The organism is Methylocaldum gracile, assembly GCF_053646815.1.
In genome coordinates, this window is sequence record NZ_CM132196.1 from 4433136 (window position 1) to 4451187 (window position 18052).

Below are 18052 nucleotides of genomic sequence, written 5' to 3' on the forward strand. Positions count from 1 at the left end.
GGGCGTCATCGAAGCCATGGTTAAACGGCCGTGTCGAAATTGGACAGCACCGTTCGACTACGTAAAGAGCATTTCGCTCGCTTAGGAGATCACGATGAGTAAGGTACGCGTGCTGTGTTTCAGTCTTTCCCTTGATGGATTCGCCGCCGGGCCCGAACAGAGCCTCGAAGATCCGAATGGTATCGGGGGTCTGGATGTACACGAGTGGTTTTTCCCGACCGCAACGTTTCAGCAACTGCTGTACGGCAAAGAAACGGGCACAACCGGAATAGACAACGATTTTGCGGCGCGCGGCATCCAAAACATCGGAGCGTGGATTTTGGGCCGCAATATGTTTGGCCCGGTTCGCGGCCCTTGGCCAGACGAGCACTGGAAAGGCTGGTGGGGTGAGAACCCTCCGTTTCACACACCGGTCTTTGTGCTGACGCATCATGCACGCGCGCCCATCGCGATGGCAGGCGACACGACATTTCATTTCGTCACGGAAGGAATCCACGCGGCCCTAGAGCGCGCCAGAGCGGCGGCAGGTGGTATGGATGTGCGCCTTGGCGGTGGAGTGGCAACGGTTCAACAGTATTTGCGCGCGGGTCTAGTCGACGAACTCCATCTTGCTTTTGCGCCTGTTCTGCTAGGTTCAGGGGAGAACTTGTTCTCCGGCATCAACATGCGCTCGCTCGGCTATCGATGCGTGGAGCGTGTGGCTACCGACAAAGCAACTCACGTTGTCCTAAGAAAAACCTGAGTATCGAGATAATGCCGCCCAACAAGGCCCGTCGGCTGCACTTGGGCGTTAGCTGCAATCAAAAAGGAGACACGCCATGAAAATTACCGTTGAAACCACCGTAGCTGCACCCATCGAGGAAGTCTGGCGTGCATATACGACACCCGAGGACATCAAACAGTGGAATGCTGCATCCGATGATTGGCACACAACCGCTGCCACGGTCGATTTACGCGTTGGCGGTACCTTCTCCTCACGAATGGAGGCAAAAGACGGCAGCATGGGGTTTGATTTCGCTGGCACTTATACGAATATCGTGAAGCACAAATTGATCGAGTATTCCTTCGGCGATCGCGCAGCGCAGGTAGAGTTCGCTGATAGTCCGAAAGGCATTAAAGTACGCGTAACCTTCGATAGCGAGCCAACTCATTCTATCGAACAACAGCGCGAAGGGTGGCAAGCCATTCTTAACAACTTCACTCACCATGTTGAGGCAAGCAGGTAGTTTCTCGCGGCGCCAATCGCCGCCGACAACCCGTTTCGACACCGACTCGCAAAAGGGGCCGCCTCCCGCCCCTTTTGCTCGCGGGTTAACGCGAACGTTGATGCTGTAGAAAAACGCTCAACTCGAAAATTCAGTCCATGAATAATCAACGAGTTATAGACACTATTAATCAGGCCCGTAAATACCCTCCTGGTATTTCGGGCCGCCGCCCAGGCCGGTACACGCCCGGCCTGGGCTCACGCGGCTTGTCGCCGCGCCGGGGCATCCCTGCCCCGGATTAACCCGGCCTATATTTATAGGCCGGGTTAATAAAATGCTCGAAAATAGGGTTTTTCTATACCCTCGTTACACTTCGAGATCGTGTATGAGGAAAGTCGCCTTTTTTGGGATATTGCTGCTACTTTTCGGTAGGAATGCGGTAGCGGGGTGGTATCAGGTCACTAATTACATCGGCAAAATTGGTACGTACCCCATCCATTTTTCACTTCAGGAATACGACTTTGGCAGTGGCCTAGCCTTCCACGGGAGCTACTACTATGACAAGAACATTATTCCGATTCCGATCTACGGCAAACGCGGTAGCTCAGGCACTATTGAGCTTTGCGAAATTCATGACGAGACTGAATTTGATCGCATTATTGTTCAAGGTTCCCGATCTGGATTTGACACATCATCTTGCCAATTCAAGCTGAGCGCAGATGAGACTGGTGCTCAGGGAACATGGGTCAGTGGCGGAAAGAGCTACGATGTGAGCCTGCACCGAAACACTATTTTGGATGACAAGACCGGCGCGGGATTGACGAAAGGCAATATAGAAATCCCATTTTGGGGGCAAACCAAGAATCACGCATTCATTGGTGTTTATGAAGGTACCGAGTCCGGCGTGATTTTCAAAACGATCAAAGTGATAGACAAGCACACCCGAACCGTAACTCAGGAGTTTAATCCGCAAGACCACGACTGTTCATTCGGGTTCATCATGACGCCTATATACATGAATGTCGGGAGCTATAAATCTAAGGTAGAACAAATAACCCTTAGTTGTGACAGAAAAGACAGTGATTTTGCTTTTTACGTCTTCAATCAGAAATCCAAACAATTTGTATTTTCGCAGACGAGGTAATCCAACTTCCGGTCCCAGCTGCCCGGCAAAAGCCGCGTGGTTTCGGTGTTACGAGTCACTGTTTGGACGGCCGCTTTTGTGGTCGGATGAGTAATTCTTTAAGTCTGCCATGAAGAGATTGCTTGCGCTCTGTCTCCTCGGATCGCCGGCGAGCTTCTACGCCGCGGACTTTTGTGAACGCGATACAACAATCGATCCGGAGTTTCCTGCCGGTCTCGGTGGTTCCTACGAAATCGTCGGGAAGGACCCTCTTACGGGATCCGCCTATGCGGGATCGCTTATTGTCGATTACGGCAAATCCACCTATTCGCTCACCCGCTCGGCTCAGGATGATAAGGTCCATGGAGACGCTTGGATCGAGCGCTGCGGCGCCGACAAGATCGTCGTTTTGATCGCTCGCCACTACACCAAGCCCGCACCGTTGGATCTCAGATGTTCTCTCGGAGCAGATGGCGGCAACTATTATCGAACGACTTGTAGAACCCGTTACCTGGGCACCCACCGTTGGAGCGGTCTGGAAGCATGGTTTCAAGAACAGGAGTGAGCTTGCCTATCAACACCGTCAACACGGACGGCCACAAGCGATGCGCCTTCGGCGACGGTAAATTGATTCAAGCTTTCGTAGGTCGGCAATCCTTTGCCGACGAAGACGCTCGGTTGGCAGGTGGCGTCGGGAAAGGATTCCCAACCTACAGGGCGGCACGGTTGTAGGTCGGCAATCCTTTGCCGACGAACCCGTTGGCCCAACTGCACCGTCGGGAAGGGCGGCTTCGGCGTTCCAATCGCAAACGGTCATCCCAGGAGCGCTGGGATGACCGTTTGCGATTGGAAGGGGCCGATTAAAGGCCCGTTTGCGATTGGAAGGGTCGCGACTAAAGCGACCGTTTGCGATTGGGAAGGGATTCCCGACCTACGCGCGAATGCCCGTACAGTAGGTATGAAAATGCTCTAAGTACATTCCGCAAATACTTGCGGAATCTCGACTGTTTGGCTTGATTGGCGGGGTTGTCCTGCAGGTTGCCTATGCCGCAAGACTTCCCTGAATGTACTTAGCGTCATACGGAGAAAACGAGAATGCCGCTTTCTGACGATTCAAAAGCTCAGGCGGGCACGAGCAACGAATATCTTCTTGCGGTAACGGTCGGCGAACGCAAGCCTCTGAATAGCACCGTCTATCTGGCACCCTACGATCACTATTGGCCGAAACAGTTTGCGTTGCAAGCCAGCAGAATTCGTGACGCCCTATCCGAGAAGGTGCTGCTGCTTGAGCACGTCGGTTCCACATCGGTTCCGGGATTATCAGCGAAACCGCTCATCGACATGGTCCTCGCGGTGTCCGATTCCGCGGATGAATCGTCCTATGTCGCTCCGCTTGAGTCGCTCGGCTTTGTGATGCGCATTCGCGAGCCCGATTGGTTTCAACACCGAATGCTAAAAGCCCCGGAGCCTGACGGTAATCTTCACGTGTTCACTGTCGGATGCCCTGAAATCGATCGGATGCTGGCATTCCGGGATTGGCTCCGGACACATGATGACGACCGGAAACTCTACGAGGAGACCAAGCGTCAATTGACAGCACGAATCTGGAAAGACATCCAGGACTATGCGGACGCAAAATCAGAGGTCATTCATGACATACTCGCTCGGGCACGGCGTTCACCATGAAAACCATAGCGACGTATTTAAGCTTGGATTGCGAGAGCGAAGCGAAACATAATCTAAGCTTATTCATTCGAGTTAGATGCCTTCCAACGGGCTTTGCCCGCTCCCAAGCGACCCTGAACTCGGGCATGTTAGAGGACATAATCGGAGTCCAGTCAAGTGAATGTATCTGAACAAAAAATATCGCCGTCAGCTATGGCGGCGGCGAAAAACGGAAACATCATCGAAGCCATTAAGATCGTTCGGGAAGATACCGGCCTGGATTTGAAACATGCCAAGGAATTGGTTGAAAGAGAACTCAAGCATGATGGCCGGTCTTCATCATCTTCACCGCACTCGAGTATGCCAATCAATGCGCTTGTGGCATTGCAAAATGGTCAACTGATAGATGCCATTAGACATTACCTGGAACATAACAAAATTGGCTTGAAGGACGCGAAGGAAGCAATAGAAGACTACTTGGCAAAAAACCCATCGGTTCATCAACAGTTTAAGGCAGCCGCAGCTAAGGGGAGGAATCCTGTCGCAAGGATACTATGGGCAATCGTCGCAGTAGGCTTGATAGCCGTTGGAGGATACCTGGTTACCAAGAATTAACGCTTTAACCGGGAACCCAAGGTAACGAGCCTGACGAGAGCCGTTTGGAGAGTTGTTCTTATTTGCAGCTTTGGGTTTTTGAAGGATTTTCCCCGTCGAGCCCATTAGCTAACACGTTGACGTTTTATAAAACGTTTAACCCGCAAATTAAAATCATAAATAATCGATGAGCCCGCGCAGGGGCGCATTAGCTTAACCGTAACGCCCCCCTGCGCGAGTTCGGTCAATGGTCTTTGTCCGTTCACAGAGCCGATAGCGCCATATCCACCATCGACCACAACCCTGCCCAAGAGGTTTTTCATCGGCCATGGGCGATCAAGTCTATTGAAGCTCCTGTTCCGATACATTGGTCTAAGGGAGACGCGAAAATGCCGGACGCCGATCTACCGCCAAATTTCCCGCGAGTCTGCCCATGAACTCCGTACCTGCGACCAGCTATCGACAACCCGCCGTATTTTTCGGCCACGGCAGCCCGATGAACACGCTGCAGCACAATCGACATACCGACGCCTGGGCATCATTCGGAAGGCGGTTGCTGCAACACCCGCCGTCGTCCGTGCTCTGCATTTCGGCGCACTGGTATATCCACGGCACCGCTGTCACCGCAACGGCCGCGCCGCGCACGATCCACGATTTCGGTGGTTTTCCGAAGGCCTTGTACGAAGTGGAATACGCCGCGCCTGGCTCTCCCGAGCTGGCACAACGCGTGGCGGAATTGTTGTCGCCGCTCGCCGTCGCACTCGATCGGAACTGGGGGCTGGATCACGGCACCTGGTCGGTGCTCGCGCATGTCTTTCCGCAGGCGAAAATTCCCATCGTGCAGTTGAGCATCGATGCGAGCAAGCCGCCCCTGTTTCATTTTCAGCTCGGCCAGAAATTGGCGGCATTGCGCGATGAAGGCGTGCTGATCATGGGCAGCGGCAATACCGTGCACAATCTGCGAATGGTGAACTGGGACCATGACGCGCCCGCCCACGATTGGGCGCTGCGTTTCGACGAACGCGTGCACGATTGTCTCGTCAATGGGGACCATACGTCATTGATCGACTATGAGCGGCTTGCCCCCCAGGCTCTACTCGCCGTGCCGACGCCGGATCATTATTTGCCGCTGTTGTACGTCTTGGGCGCGCGCCAGCCTGGAGACGACCTCCGATTCATTACCGAAGGTATCGAGCTGGGTTCGATCAGCATGCTGGCGTTTGCCTTTTCCTGACAAGCAATCGGGTGAATCGGTGAACACGAAAGGCATCGGCACGGCGGATTGGATGGAACGTCAGCGAAACTTATCGCATCTTTAGCCGGTTTCTCGGGCGAATCTCGCCAGTCCGGTCGCTTAAGGAAGCTCTGATCAAGTTGATTCCGTTCATGGTTCGACAAGCTCACCACGAACGGAACCAATACGTTACCGTTCGTCCTGAGCCCTTCGACTTGGCTCAGGACAGGCCTGTCGAAGGATTCAATCAGAGCTTCCTTAAGGCGAACGTGGCGATAGCTTGTCTTCACGAAAAACCTGTAAACAAAAACTCACACGCCAAAACGATCTCGCAAACGAACCCTTCCGCATGAGGTCCTAATTCACAGAAAACAACGCACAGTGTTGCAAAAAGCTATCGTGATCGTCTTACAGATGGCAGAAGGACGCTAGACCATTTTCCGATCTGGTATCAGGGAGCCCGATAGATAGGTCGGCAATCCCTTGCCGACAAAGTCTTTTGCCGAGCCGATAAGTCGGCAAGGGATTGCCGACCTACGTTCTTCCCACCCGAACACGAATCCGTACACAGGGATGAAAAACGCGCTAAGTACATCCCATAAAGTTCTGCGGAAAGGGCGTACACTGGTGGCATGAAAGCCATCCTGATCCCCCCGTTGGGCAAAGCGCAACAGAGTGAGTTAGACACCCTGTATCGAAAGACCAAGGACCCACGACTCCGAACTCGTGCCCAGATGGTCTTGCTCTCGGCCGAGCGGGGTCTCAAAGCGCTGGAGATCGCGGGGATCGTGCGGGAGAGCGAGGACACCGTGGTGCGGTGGCTGAAACGGTATCAGAGCGAAGGCGTGGACGGGCTGAAAGATGCGCCGCGAGCGGGACGGCAAGCCAAAGTGACGGCGGCGTATCGGGCCGCCCTGGTGGCGGCGGTACGGCGCCGTCCGCGCAGTTTGGACCTGCCGTTTTCCATATGGACCCTGCAACGGCTGGTGGATTACCTGGCCGAGCAAACCGGGATTCGCATCGCTCTGGAAACCCTGCGCCAAACCTTGAAGCGCGAAGGGATTGTGCTCAGTCGTCCGCAGCATAAGATCAGCAGCCCTGATCCAGACTATGCGGTGAAAAAAAAGCGGTCGAAGACACCCGTGATCACTTGAAACCGGGCGATGTGTTTTACTACGCCGACGAGTTTAACCTCAGTTGGCTGCCTACCTTGACGGCGTTGTGGAGCCCGGTAGGCCAGCAAATTATGATTCCGACCCCAGGTCAGCCTAAGAAGCGCTATGGGTTGGGAGCGGTGAATTACCATACCGGTGAAACCGTGGTCTTATTCAAACGACACAAGCGCCGTCGGGAGGTGGCCGAACTGCTGCAAGCCATAGTGGACCAGCATCCCACGGGGACGATTTACGTCGCGTGGGACAATGCCGACACGCATCAAGACGACGAGATCGAAGCGGTCGTGCGCGGAGCCGCCGGGCGACTGGTCCTGCTGTACTTGCCGACCTATAGCCCTTGGCTCAACCCGATCGAGATGCTGTGGCGCCATTTCCGCCGCGAAGTGACCCATTGCGAACTCTTCGAGACGGTGGCCGCCTTGCTCCAAGCCGCCCGCGAGTTCTTCGACCGTCACAACCGCTCTCCACAGCTGGTGCTCTCGATTATCGGTTCCTATGCCGTAAAAGTTTCATGAATGTACTTAGCTCATGAAACACGGAACCGCGCAAGAAGACGCATACCGAGAGAAAAGGCCAGGACGTATTGGGCGGCTTTTCAAAATCGGAGATTGATCGCGAATCGTTGTACCCAGTACACGGAAGGTGCTCTATGACGAAAACCGTTGAGATTTCATCGATTCACGAGAGGCCTGTAACCGAAGACGGCAAAAGCAAGAGAGCCGACATCGTTTACTTCAATGGTGGGGGCGCCCACAAAGGCGTAGCCATGGCTCTACAGGCCGAACTGCAACGCTCTCTTCCCGAAGCCGATGTTCGGGCAGTCAACACCGACCAGATTTTTTCTCACGTTTCTTTGTTGGATTGGCTCACCCGAGCGGGCATTAAGCTTTACAACACGGGTCTGCAATGGGAAACGATGATCGGTTTGCGGCAATACATCGCGCTCGGAAGGGGATTGATGACCTTGATGCAGCCAGCGGCCCCGCGCCTTGCCGCGTTTTGGAAACACGCAGCGCCGCATGTCGTGATCTCGACGATTCCTCTTTGCAACGGAATCATTTTCGCCGCCGCCCGCGAAAGTAACCCGGAAGTGCGCTGTGTGACGATTCCGGTCGATTTCGAAGAGTTCCATAGCCGGTACTGGTTCGACCCGGCCTTGATGTCCTACTACTTGTGCGGAACCGAGCGGCTCGTGCAGCAAGCCTTGCAAAACGGCGTGCCGGAGTCTCATGTCTTTTCTCTCGGGGGTATGCCGGTTCACCCGTCTTTTCTCGCACCCGTCGATACCGACGCGGCAGACGCTCTCGAAGAATTGGGATTGCGAAGGGATCTTCCGACAGTACTCATCTTCTTTGGCGGCCAGGGCTCAAGGTACATGGTCGACATCGCGCGGCGGCTGGATGCTGCAGCGACTCCCGTGAATATGATCGTAATCTGCGGTTGTCACAGAGCAGCCTACGAGGCACTTTGCAAGTGGCGCTCACGCAAGCCCAAGCTGATCGTGGGATACACCGCCAAGGTCGCGGAATACATGAGGCTTGCAGATGTCATGGTAGGCAAGCCGGGCCCGATCTCCATCCATGAAGCCATAGCCTGCCGCATCCCGCTCGTGCTCATGGACAATCCGTCCATGCGCATACTTTTCGAATACAACATCCGTTGGGCAGAGGAAAACGGTATCGCCAAACGGGTCCGGTCCCTGGTGGAAATTCCCGAGGCAGTAAATAAAATCCTGGCATCGGACCACTACCGTCGGAACGTGGCTCGCATAAACGTCGATGCCAATGCGTGCGTTGCTGCTTGTCTACGGCAATTGATGTAAGAGCGTTAGCGGTAGGATGGGTAGAGCGCCAGCGAAACCCATCGCTTTCTGGCTGAAAGGCGGTCTGCTTGGCTGGCTCCTTGAGCCGGCTTGGCTTGCCGGAATGCGACGAATGGGGATGCAGTCGCTCGCAGCGTTCAAATTCCTGGTTGAAAACGGGACCCTACAAAGGCGATCATTCCGGGCTTCCGATGGCTCCGACCACATACTAACGGCAAATGAATCAACCCAACGAAACGCCCAACGCTTCGCTGCACCGGACGGCAATTCCGCCGTGTTCCATAGCCGCCGGTGAACTTTGGCGTTGGGCATAAGGATACCTGCATGATTAGGCATCTCTCTATTGCACTGCTCGTGATTCCAGCGATTGCGCTCGCAGACAATCACCGCCCCGAGGACTGGCCAGAAGGCAGCGCGATGCACACGGGACGTTCCGCGCAAGTTAGTCTCGCCGCCGCTGATAAACGCCTCAATGAGATTTACCAGAAACTGCTTCGATCCATGCCGGCAGATGAGCCGGACAATTCCCCAAAAACAGCACTCATAGCGGCACAGCGGGCCTGGATCAAATTCAGAGATGCGGAGTGTGCCCTGGTCGGTGAAACCGAGGGTGGTGTGCGCATGTGGAAGTCAGCATTCGACACGGCGTGCCAGTCCCAGATGACGGAGGAACGCGTTGAACGGCTGGAGAAGCTTCTTACCGGCTATGAAAATTAGAGCGTTTTCCGAGTCGGTGTAAGGGATTCGGATATGTAGGTCGGCAATCCCTTGCCGACGTATCGGCTCGGCGAAGGGCTTTGTCGGAAGGGCAGCTCTGGCGCTCCCAGAGATGCCGTTTGCGATTGGAAGGGTCGCGACTAAAGCGACCGTTTGCGATTGGGAAGGGATTGCCGACCTACGTTCTCCCCTCCTGGCACGAATCCGTACACCGGGATGGAAAACGCTCTAAGTACATTCATGAAACTTTTGCGGCATAGGAACCGATAATCGAGAGCACCAGCTGTGGAGAGCGGTTGTGACGGTCGAAGAACTCGCGGGCGGCTTGGAGCAAGGCGGCCACCGTCTCGAAGAGTTCGCAATGGGTCACTTCGCGGCGGAAATGGCGCCACAGCATCTCGATCGGGTTGAGCCAAGGGCTATAGGTCGGCAAGTACAGCAGGACCAGTCGCCCGGCGGCTCCGCGCACGACCGCTTCGATCTCGTCGTCTTGATGCGTGTCGGCATTGTCCCACGCGACGTAAATCGTCCCCGTGGGATGCTGGTCCACTATGGCTTGCAGCAGTTCGGCCACCTCCCGACGGCGCTTGTGTCGTTTGAATAAGACCACGGTTTCACCGGTATGGTAATTCACCGCTCCCAACCCATAGCGCTTCTTAGGCTGACCTGGGGTCGGAATCATAATTTGCTGGCCTACCGGGCTCCACAACGCCGTCAAGGTAGGCAGCCAACTGAGGTTAAACTCGTCGGCGTAGTAAAACACATCGCCCGGTTTCAAGTGATCACGGGTGTCTTCGACCGCTTTTTTTTCACCGCATAGTCTGGATCAGGGCTGCTGATCTTATGCTGCGGACGACTGAGCACAATCCCTTCGCGCTTCAAGGTTTGGCGCAGGGTTTCCAGAGCGATGCGAATCCCGGTTTGCTCGGCCAGGTAATCCACCAGCCGTTGCAGGGTCCATATGGAAAACGGCAGGTCCAAACTGCGCGGACGGCGCCGTACCGCCGCCACCAGGGCGGCCCGATACGCCGCCGTCACTTTGGCTTGCCGTCCCGCTCGCGGCGCATCTTTCAGCCCGTCCACGCCTTCGCTCTGATACCGTTTCAGCCACCGCACCACGGTGTCCTCGCTCTCCCGCACGATCCCCGCGATCTCCAGCGCTTTGAGACCCCGCTCGGCCGAGAGCAAGACCATCTGGGCACGAGTTCGGAGTCGTGGGTCCTTGGTCTTTCGATACAGGGTGTCTAACTCACTCTGTTGCGCTTTGCCCAACGGGGGGATCAGGATGGCTTTCATGCCACCAGTGTACGCCCTTTCCGCAGAACTTTATGGGATGTACTTAGAAGCAGCGTAAGCGTCCGAGCCTTACCGTGTTGACGGCGTCAAGCCGCGATGGGCTGGGTCAGTTCCGTCACCTGATCGGCGAGGTTCCAGGGTAGGAACTCGTCGATTCGATTGACGGGATGCTCGGCGATGCGGGCCAGCACGGCACGGAGGTACGCCTCCGGATCGAGGCCGTTGAGTTTGGCCGTGCCGATCAGGGTGTAGATCGCCGCCGCTCGCTGGCCGCCGGCGTCGGAGCCGGCGAACAGATAGTTCTTCCGGCCGAGCGCCACCACCCGCAACGCGCGTTCCGCGGCATTGTTGTCGATCTCCAGACGACCGTCATCGCGATAGCGGGTCAGCGCCGGCCAGCGGGTCAGGGCATAGCGGATCGCCTCGGCTAGCGCCGACTTTTTCGAGACCTGTGTCAGCGTGGTGTGCAGCCAGGTCTGAAGCGCCGCGAGGAGCGGACCCGCGCGGGCTTGCCGCGCTGCGGCACGGGCCTCCGGCGGCTGGCCCCGGATCTCGGCTTCGATCGTATAGAGCGCGCCGATACGCTGGAGCACCTCGGCCGCCAAGGGACTCCTGTGGGCCTTGTGGAGCTCGTAGAACTTGCGCCGGACGTGCGCCCAACAGGCCACTTCCTGCACGCGACCGGTGTCGTACAGCCCGTTGAATCCCGCATAGCCATCCGCCTGCAGGGCGCCTTCGAAGTCCTTGAGATGCGTCCTGGGATGCTGGCCTTGGCGGTCCGGCGCGTAGGCGAACCACACCGCGGGCGGCGTGAGATCACCGGCCGGGCGGTCGTCCCGGACATAGGTCCACAGCCGACCGGTCTTCGTGCGCCCCTGACCGGGCGCGAGCACCGGGACCGGGGTATCGTCGGCATGGAGTTTGTCGCCGGCGAGCACATGCCGGCGGATTGCCGCGACCAAAGGCCGGAGGAGGCCCGCGGCTTCCCCGACCCAATCGGTCAAGGTGGACCGGGACAGGTCCACGCCTTCGCGGGCGTAGATGGCCGACTGGCGGTACAGCGGCAGATGATCGCCGTATTTCGAGACGAGTACATGGGCCAGGAGCCCAGGACCCGCCAAGCCTTGGGCGATGGGCCGGCTCGGCGCCGACGCCTGGACGATGCGGTCGCAGCGGGCGCAGGCACACTTGGGGCGGACGTGGCGGATCACCCGGAAGCGGGCCGGGACGTACTCCAGGATTTCGGCGACCTCCTCGCCCAAGGGCTTCAAGGGACCGCCACAGTCGGGGCACTCGGCCAAGCCGGGGGCATGGACCTGAGTTTCGCGGGGCAGATGATCGGGCAGTGACCGGGGCGTTCTTACCCGGCGCTCGGCTGCGCGCGGTTCGACGATCGCCGCGAGTTCCGCATCGCCCGTTTCGAGTTCCTCCAGCTGAAGTTCCAATTGATCGAGGAGCCCGGCCATTTTTTCGGAGCGGCGCCCGAACTGCTGGCGGCGGAGCTTGGCGACGAGGAGTTTCAGGTGGGCGATTTCGACGCGCTGGGCTTCAATCAGCGTCTTGAGGGCGGGAATCTCATCGGGAAGCACGTCGGGGTTGGTCATGCCCCGATTATACCCGCCCTCCGTCAGGCGGCGTGAGAAGGCGCGGTGCGGATCGGGCGGCGCCAGTCGATGCCTTCCAGCAGCATCGACAACTGGGCGGGGGTGAGGGATACCGTGCCGCCCGTCGCCTGCGGCCAGACGAAGCGGCCCCGCTCCAGCCGCTTGGCGAACAGGCAGAGTCCATCGCCGTCCCACCAGAGCAGTTTGATCCGGTCGCCGCGTCGCCCGCGAAAGGCAAAAATGTGTCCGGAGAAGGGCTCGGCTTGGAGCTGGGTCTGGACCAGGGCGGCCAAGCCATCGAAGCCGCGGCGCAGATCGGTCACCCCGGCAGCGATCCAGATGCGGGTGCCGGACGGAGGCGCGATCATGGGCCCTTGAGACTCGCGAGGACGGTGCGCAAGGTCGCCGCATCGACGGAACCTTTCACCTGAACCCGCGTACCCCCGAGTTCGATGGTGATGGTGCCCGGTGGAGCGGATACCGTAGCTTCGCGCGCTGGCGCGGCCAATGCGGGCGTCATCGCCACCGGTAATAAGGTCGGCCCCGGCGGACCGGCCGGGGCGTTCCGGTCCTTAAGGTAGTGTCGGCGCCATTTGAACAGTTGATTGGCGTTGATCCGATGCGCCAGCGCAATCCCCGCGACCGAGGCGCCCGGCTGTAGGGTCCGCTCCACCAGTTCGCGCTTGAACTCAGGCGCAAACCGCCGCCGGCCCAAGGTATCCATCGCCACCACGCCCGTTGTGAAGTCAGCATCGTGAGTCATCAGTGCGTCCACCTCAAGAGTGCGTGGACACCCCATGCGTCCGCTCGCACCAGTGTCGCCTGAGTCTCTCAACCCGTCGAGACGGTGCTCGGCGGACGCTTACGAAGCAGCAGACAAATAGGGTCGGTTCGCGATTGATGCTGGACTCGCCTGTCCCACACTTTGCGGCGGAGCAGCCCGCAGTGGCGGATTGCAAGGCTGTTTTTCATCGGCGTTTCGCCTCCTTGAACAAGGCGGATATTGCAGCGCGTAGCAGTTTGAAGACGACTTCTTAGGACAACGATATTCACGAGTCCCGTTTAACCTAAAACCGGCGGTTGGACGTGCTCGAGTGTGCGGCGGGCGGGTCGGATGGCAAGGCGCGACGAGGCCGCGGGGTAGTCTCCCGCAACGAGGAGCAACACCGCCAGGCGGCCCGCCCGCCGTGCAATCGGGTGCGTAGCAACGTCACCCAAAGGGTGAGACCCCCGATGGCTATAAAGGGGTTCTCTCATAAGAGCTTATTTAGCCATCGAAGCGGTCAACCGCCGTTTTTAGGTTTAACCACGCTGATGGTGCCATCCCCTTCCATGTAGGCTGCCTGTATCTGGGACAGGTCCGCTACCCCACTCTCGCGGACCTTGCGCATCAGTTCCTCCTCGGTCAAGAACTCTCGGCGCAAGTTGCGATGCAGAATGCGCCCGTCCTTTATCAGTTCGAGTGCTTTAGGTGCCAGGACGCGCTCGATCCATCGGAACCGGTAAGCGGCCCAATCGAGCAGGAAATTCCAGAACACGATGGTGCTGATCAAAATGAGTCCGTCGGTTATGGACTTGTAGTCGGCCGCCATGGCGTTCTGTGCCGCATCGGCGATGATCACCACTACGATGAGGTCGCTGACGGCAACCGAGCCGATGTCACGCTTGATGATCAGGCGGAAGATCAGGAATAAGAACCAGTAGACCAGCGTCCCGCGAATGATCGTCTCCGCGACGGGAGCGCTCGGGATGAAGAGTTCCGCCCAATCGATGTTGAGAAACGCGTCCACTGCTCGCTACCTCGTGACTGCTTTCCCCTAAATAGACTGCCGGAACCGGTAGCGAGTTTGTGAAGAGGTTAGGAAAAGCCGCTCGATCAGACGAGGGAGGAAAGATCCTTTTCGATCTGAGCGAACACCTCCTCCTGGCGTTTCATGTCTTGCGGCAATGTCTTGGCCGCCTGTTTCAGCGAATCGGCGAGATCCTTCGCCAGTTCCTCCGCACCCGGCACGTTCTTCAGCAAGGCCGCGATCTCGCGCTGCTTGAGCAGTTCCAGTTGGGCCTTGATTTCGCCGTTCTCGGCTTCCAGCCCCGCCGCCAAGCGGGCGCGATAGCCGGACACCGCCTCCCGGAGGCCGTCGATCAGATCGTCGCGCGGATCCTTGTTAGCCGCCGACGGCTTGGGCTTCACGCCCGGCACTTCGGGGAGCCGCACCACCGCGCCCGGCTTGAAGGCGTCGGCGCGGGCGAGATGGGGGTTGGCCTTGAGCAGCGATGCCTCGGCGGCCTTGCGCGTTTCCGGCGTGAGATTGGCGAAGAGGCGATCGGCCAGGGCACCGATATTGGCCTCGCTCCTGAGCGTAATGACACGCATGAATTCACTCCTTACCTAAATATGGACATTTAATGCGTTCCACGGTGCCGGCAACGCCGTTCCGTTGACCTCGATGGCACCGCTGGTCAAGTTGCCGAGGACCGCAAAATTTCTCGCGGTCAGCGACAGGGTCGGAAATTCGGTCACGCCGACCAGACGGTTGTTGGCCACGCTCGCGTGATCGCACCCGATGCGCCCGACCAGCGGCGCCGGTCCTGCGGTGACGACACTGCTCAGTTCGGCATCGTTCTGATCGAAGAGACAGCTCAGCACGTCATCGATTTCCACCAAAGGCATTACCGTAAGCGTCCCGCGCAGGCGGTTTCCCCGCAAGCTGGTATTGCCGCGCGCCAGGCTCGCCAGGATGCGCGCCCGAAAGGCGCTCAGGTAGAGGTAGCCTTCCTTCACGGGCAAGACCATCACCCCCGGCGCGGTCACCGTATTCCCGCCCGCGGGTCCGCCCTGCGCCGCGCCGGACGGGGCGACGACGATCGCTTGCCAAGCGGCGGCGCTCGTGGTTTCGGTCCCCTCCAGGCGCGCCAGCGAGTTGTCTTCCACCGCGAGTTGGCTGAAGCTGGCGCCCACCGCCAATCCCACGGTGCGCCCCAGAAAACTCTGGGGGCCGATGCCGAACATCCGGTTGCCCGCCACCCGCAGTTCCCCCGAAGCCACCGCCAGCAGTGCCGCGCGCAGCGGGCTCTGGTTGGCTTGACGGGCGACGCCGGCGAACAGGTTGTTGACCACATCGGCCCGCGCGACATCCGCCAGGAGCACGCCGAAAAAGGGCCGACCCTCCTGATTGAATCCCGCCCCCAGGTTCGAAAACTGGTTGTTTTCCAGGCACAAATAGGCGGCGCCGCCCCTGCGCTCCATGACCAGAGCGCCGAGTCCCATGTCCTCGATGACGTTGGACTTGATCATAGCCCTGCCCAGCGTTTGGCGGATCGCGAGGCCATTGCCGCGGAGTCCGCGGATCCGGTTGCCGTGGATCATGACCCGATCGATGGAAACCTTGTCCAGGCCGGGTTCCAGCACGATGCCGTCCACCGCTGCCTCGCCCGAGCCCACGATCTCGTTGTCGACGATGCGCAAGCCGTCGGTGCCCGCGACCACCCCGGCGCCGGTGATGTGCATGAGGTTGCCGGCGATGGCGATGCTCGCCGCCGGCAGCGCTCCGCCCGTCACCACGACGCCCGCCTGGGAGCAGCCGAGCAGCAGGTTGCCTGCCAGCCGCAGTTCGCCGTAATGAAGGCTCATGCCGGCGAAACTCACACCCCGCTGGCTGCACAGGAACACGTTGTCTGTCACCCGGCATTGCCCGGTAAGCAGATAATTGCGCTCCCCGGTCAGGGCCGCCACGCCCTGCTCGGCAACCAGGGTGCAATCGCGGATCGACGCGGCGAGCACCGCGCCCGAGAGGCCCACCGCGGCGGAGGTGGCATCGCCGGCCGCCACGCCGAGCACGGCCAGATGCACCAGGTGCAGATCGATGCAGGCCGCAACCTCGATAAGCGCGGTCGTGCCTCCGCCGGCGGCCGCCCCGACCAGGGCCAGGTTCTCGACGGTCACGCCGATGCCCTGGGCGATCCGCATCAAGGGCCCGGCGGCGGCCCCCTGCAGAAGAGTCTGCCATCCCTGACCGCGAATCCTCAGGGAACGGACGCCTTCCAGGTTGAGCGGGGCATCCAGCCGGTAAGTCCCGGCATCCAGACAGATGGTGCCGCCGCGCTGGCGGATGCTGTCGATGGCCTGCTGGATGGTCGCGGTGCCCGCGTTATGTCCCTCGGGATGGACGCACACGGTGCAATCGCAGCTCTCGCCCACCGCTTCGGGCGGCCAGAATACCCGGCAATCGGTCTCGCTATCGGGCAGGGTCACCACCGCGAGCCGGGCATAATGGTGATGAATCCCTCGGGGCGGGGCATGGTCCAGCGGCTCGATGCTGCCGTCCGCCACGCGCGCCGCGAACACCCAGTAATCGCCGGCCCGGTATTCGCCGCCCGCCGGGTCCAGGTCGAATTCGACGAGAATGCCGTTCTCCAGCGCCAGTTGGGTGCCGACCGGCGGCAGCGGAATGCCGTCGGAGCTCGCCGAGGCGTTCAGATCGTGGAAGGTGGAACCGTCGGCGCGACGCACAAGCCCCGACTGATCCCAGCGGCGGATGCGGGTATGGCGGGTAGCGTCGGTGCGGCCCTGGGCGTCGACGGGAAAGAGTCCTGCGGGCAGCGCGTCTTCGAGCAAAATCGAGCGGGTGGCGGCGTCCACTCCGTCGCCGGACCGGATACGGCGCAGCAGGCCGGGTCTCCCGTGCAGTTCGTGCCAGTCGTCCAGGATTTCGATCCAGTCTCCGGCATGAAAGCCGAGCACCTCGTCACGGCCGACGCTCTCCACCACCAGCCGGTTGCCCCCGTGGATCTCGATGACTCGGGTAGCGACCGTGGCATTATCGCGGGACCACTTGAAGGTGGCCGTTCCCTGCCCGCCACCGCGATGAATCTCCACCCGGTACAGCTGGTTCTCCAGGCCCTTGTAGCCCGCGGTGGGCGGTACCAGGCAAGGGTTGGGATCGCCCGGCACATCCCCCGTGGAATTGGTGAGCCGGCCCGCGGAGGGCCGGATGACCGCTCCCCAACCGGGCACCTCGCCGTCCGGCGTGGCGCAACCGGCGTTGCCGATATTGGCCAGCACCTTCACCTGCCAGACGGTCTGAAGGCGCGCCGTGGTGTCCACTCCCACCGCCTTCTCGACCAGCGCCGGTTCCTGCAAGTGGGTGAGCTCGCGCTGCCAGACGTCGAGATACACCAGGTGCGGCCCCCCCGTGAGCGCCGGACGGTTGAAGATATCGGCGGGCGCGGCCTGGTCGGTCGCGTTGAACGGCAGGTACGGCTGCCCGAAAAACGGCACGTCGCCGGTGCCGGCGAGTTCGGCAAGCGAGGCGTCCCACTGCGCGGGTTGTGCGCCGTGATTCTCCGCCAACAGGCCGTCCACATACATGCGTCCCGGACCTATGGTCAACGCCCCGGCGGTGGCGAGGATGCGGAAGCCGTTGGGCGTGGTGCGAGGCACCACGGTGCGTCCCACGGTATCCAGCGTGCCCGCCTGGAGGCGGCGCGCGAGTTCCGCCACCCACTCGTTCCAGTCGGAATCCAGTTGCACCCTCCCCTGTTGCATCACCACCCCGAAGAAATCCTTCCACGGGTGAAAACTGATACGGCTGCAGTCGAAGCTCATGGCTCGGGCTCC

The 18052-nt window shown here is 59.4% G+C and carries 19 protein-coding genes; 11 read left to right on the top strand and 8 right to left on the bottom strand.

The window, feature by feature from the left end:
- The first annotated feature begins 94 nt into the window (after positions 1–94).
- The 11 genes from ACWJJK_RS19650 to ACWJJK_RS19700 all read left to right on the top strand — a co-directional run bounded on the left by ACWJJK_RS19650 (position 95) and on the right by ACWJJK_RS19700 (position 9535).
- Complete coding sequence (locus ACWJJK_RS19650; protein ID WP_077730008.1) at positions 95–742, top strand: dihydrofolate reductase family protein; 648 nt, start codon at positions 95–97, stop codon at positions 740–742.
- A 76-nt stretch (positions 743–818) separates the two neighbouring features.
- Positions 819–1226, top strand: a complete 408-nt coding sequence (locus ACWJJK_RS19655) for an SRPBCC family protein (protein WP_077730007.1) — start codon at positions 819–821, stop codon at positions 1224–1226.
- Positions 1227–1590: 364 nt separating this feature from the next.
- Complete coding sequence (locus ACWJJK_RS19660; protein ID WP_086135723.1) at positions 1591–2349, top strand: hypothetical protein; 759 nt, start codon at positions 1591–1593, stop codon at positions 2347–2349.
- Positions 2350–2458: 109 nt separating this feature from the next.
- Positions 2459–2893, top strand: coding sequence for a hypothetical protein (locus ACWJJK_RS19665; RefSeq protein WP_086135722.1), 435 nt, complete (start codon positions 2459–2461; stop codon positions 2891–2893).
- A 530-nt stretch (positions 2894–3423) separates the two neighbouring features.
- The gene (locus ACWJJK_RS19670) at positions 3424–4014 is read left to right on the top strand and encodes a GrpB family protein (protein ID WP_454128403.1); all 591 of its coding nucleotides are present in this window, start codon (positions 3424–3426) and stop codon (positions 4012–4014) included.
- Between the two features lie 156 nt (positions 4015–4170).
- Entirely contained in the window at positions 4171–4608 is a 438-nt protein-coding gene (locus tag ACWJJK_RS19675; RefSeq protein ID WP_139841199.1) for a ribosomal L7/L12 family protein, read from the top strand.
- 412 nt (positions 4609–5020) lie between these two features.
- Positions 5021–5821 carry a 4,5-DOPA-extradiol-dioxygenase gene (gene ygiD / locus ACWJJK_RS19680; protein WP_156881943.1) on the top strand — a complete coding sequence of 267 codons (801 nt, stop codon included), beginning with the start codon at positions 5021–5023 and terminating at the stop codon, positions 5819–5821.
- Positions 5822–6453: 632 nt separating this feature from the next.
- The gene (locus ACWJJK_RS19685; protein WP_156882070.1) at positions 6454–6975 is read left to right on the top strand and encodes a helix-turn-helix domain-containing protein; all 522 of its coding nucleotides are present in this window, start codon (positions 6454–6456) and stop codon (positions 6973–6975) included.
- Positions 6972–7511 carry an IS630 family transposase gene (locus ACWJJK_RS19690; protein ID WP_156881976.1) on the top strand — a complete coding sequence of 180 codons (540 nt, stop codon included), beginning with the start codon at positions 6972–6974 and terminating at the stop codon, positions 7509–7511. Before ACWJJK_RS19685 ends, ACWJJK_RS19690 begins: the two co-directional genes overlap by 4 nt.
- A gap of 134 nt (positions 7512–7645) precedes the next feature.
- Entirely contained in the window at positions 7646–8818 is a 1173-nt protein-coding gene (locus ACWJJK_RS19695; protein ID WP_156882054.1) for an MGDG synthase family glycosyltransferase, read from the top strand.
- A 324-nt stretch (positions 8819–9142) separates the two neighbouring features.
- Positions 9143–9535, top strand: coding sequence for a lysozyme inhibitor LprI family protein (locus tag ACWJJK_RS19700; protein WP_133718795.1), 393 nt, complete (start codon positions 9143–9145; stop codon positions 9533–9535).
- Between the two features lie 238 nt (positions 9536–9773).
- Here the strand turns inward: ACWJJK_RS19700 and ACWJJK_RS19705 are convergent, their stop codons facing one another.
- The 8 genes from ACWJJK_RS19705 to ACWJJK_RS19740 form a co-directional block, all read right to left on the bottom strand.
- Positions 9774–10313: an IS630 family transposase gene (locus ACWJJK_RS19705; RefSeq protein ID WP_434111136.1), complete on the bottom strand. Its 540-nt coding sequence runs from the start codon at positions 10311–10313 to the stop codon at positions 9774–9776.
- Complete coding sequence (locus ACWJJK_RS19710; RefSeq protein WP_156882070.1) at positions 10310–10831, bottom strand: helix-turn-helix domain-containing protein; 522 nt, start codon at positions 10829–10831, stop codon at positions 10310–10312. The genes ACWJJK_RS19705 and ACWJJK_RS19710 overlap by 4 nt, the downstream gene beginning before the upstream one ends.
- Positions 10832–10917: 86 nt before the next feature.
- Positions 10918–12435 carry an IS66 family transposase gene (tnpC, locus tag ACWJJK_RS19715; protein ID WP_454128404.1) on the bottom strand — a complete coding sequence of 506 codons (1518 nt, stop codon included), beginning with the start codon at positions 12433–12435 and terminating at the stop codon, positions 10918–10920.
- A 23-nt stretch (positions 12436–12458) separates the two neighbouring features.
- Complete coding sequence (gene tnpB, locus ACWJJK_RS19720; protein ID WP_077732713.1) at positions 12459–12803, bottom strand: IS66 family insertion sequence element accessory protein TnpB; 345 nt, start codon at positions 12801–12803, stop codon at positions 12459–12461.
- Entirely contained in the window at positions 12800–13198 is a 399-nt protein-coding gene (gene tnpA / locus ACWJJK_RS19725) for an IS66-like element accessory protein TnpA (RefSeq protein WP_077732813.1), read from the bottom strand. The genes tnpB and tnpA overlap by 4 nt, the downstream gene beginning before the upstream one ends.
- A 520-nt stretch (positions 13199–13718) precedes the next feature.
- Positions 13719–14225, bottom strand: coding sequence for a YetF domain-containing protein (locus ACWJJK_RS19730; RefSeq protein WP_086134071.1), 507 nt, complete (start codon positions 14223–14225; stop codon positions 13719–13721).
- Between the two features lie 86 nt (positions 14226–14311).
- Positions 14312–14809 carry a hypothetical protein gene (locus tag ACWJJK_RS19735; protein WP_454128405.1) on the bottom strand — a complete coding sequence of 166 codons (498 nt, stop codon included), beginning with the start codon at positions 14807–14809 and terminating at the stop codon, positions 14312–14314.
- Positions 14810–14824: 15 nt separating this feature from the next.
- On the bottom strand, positions 14825–18040 hold the full coding sequence (locus tag ACWJJK_RS19740) for a DUF6519 domain-containing protein (RefSeq protein WP_454128406.1): 3216 nt from the start codon (positions 18038–18040) through the stop codon (positions 14825–14827).
- Positions 18041–18052: the final 12 nt, after the last annotated feature.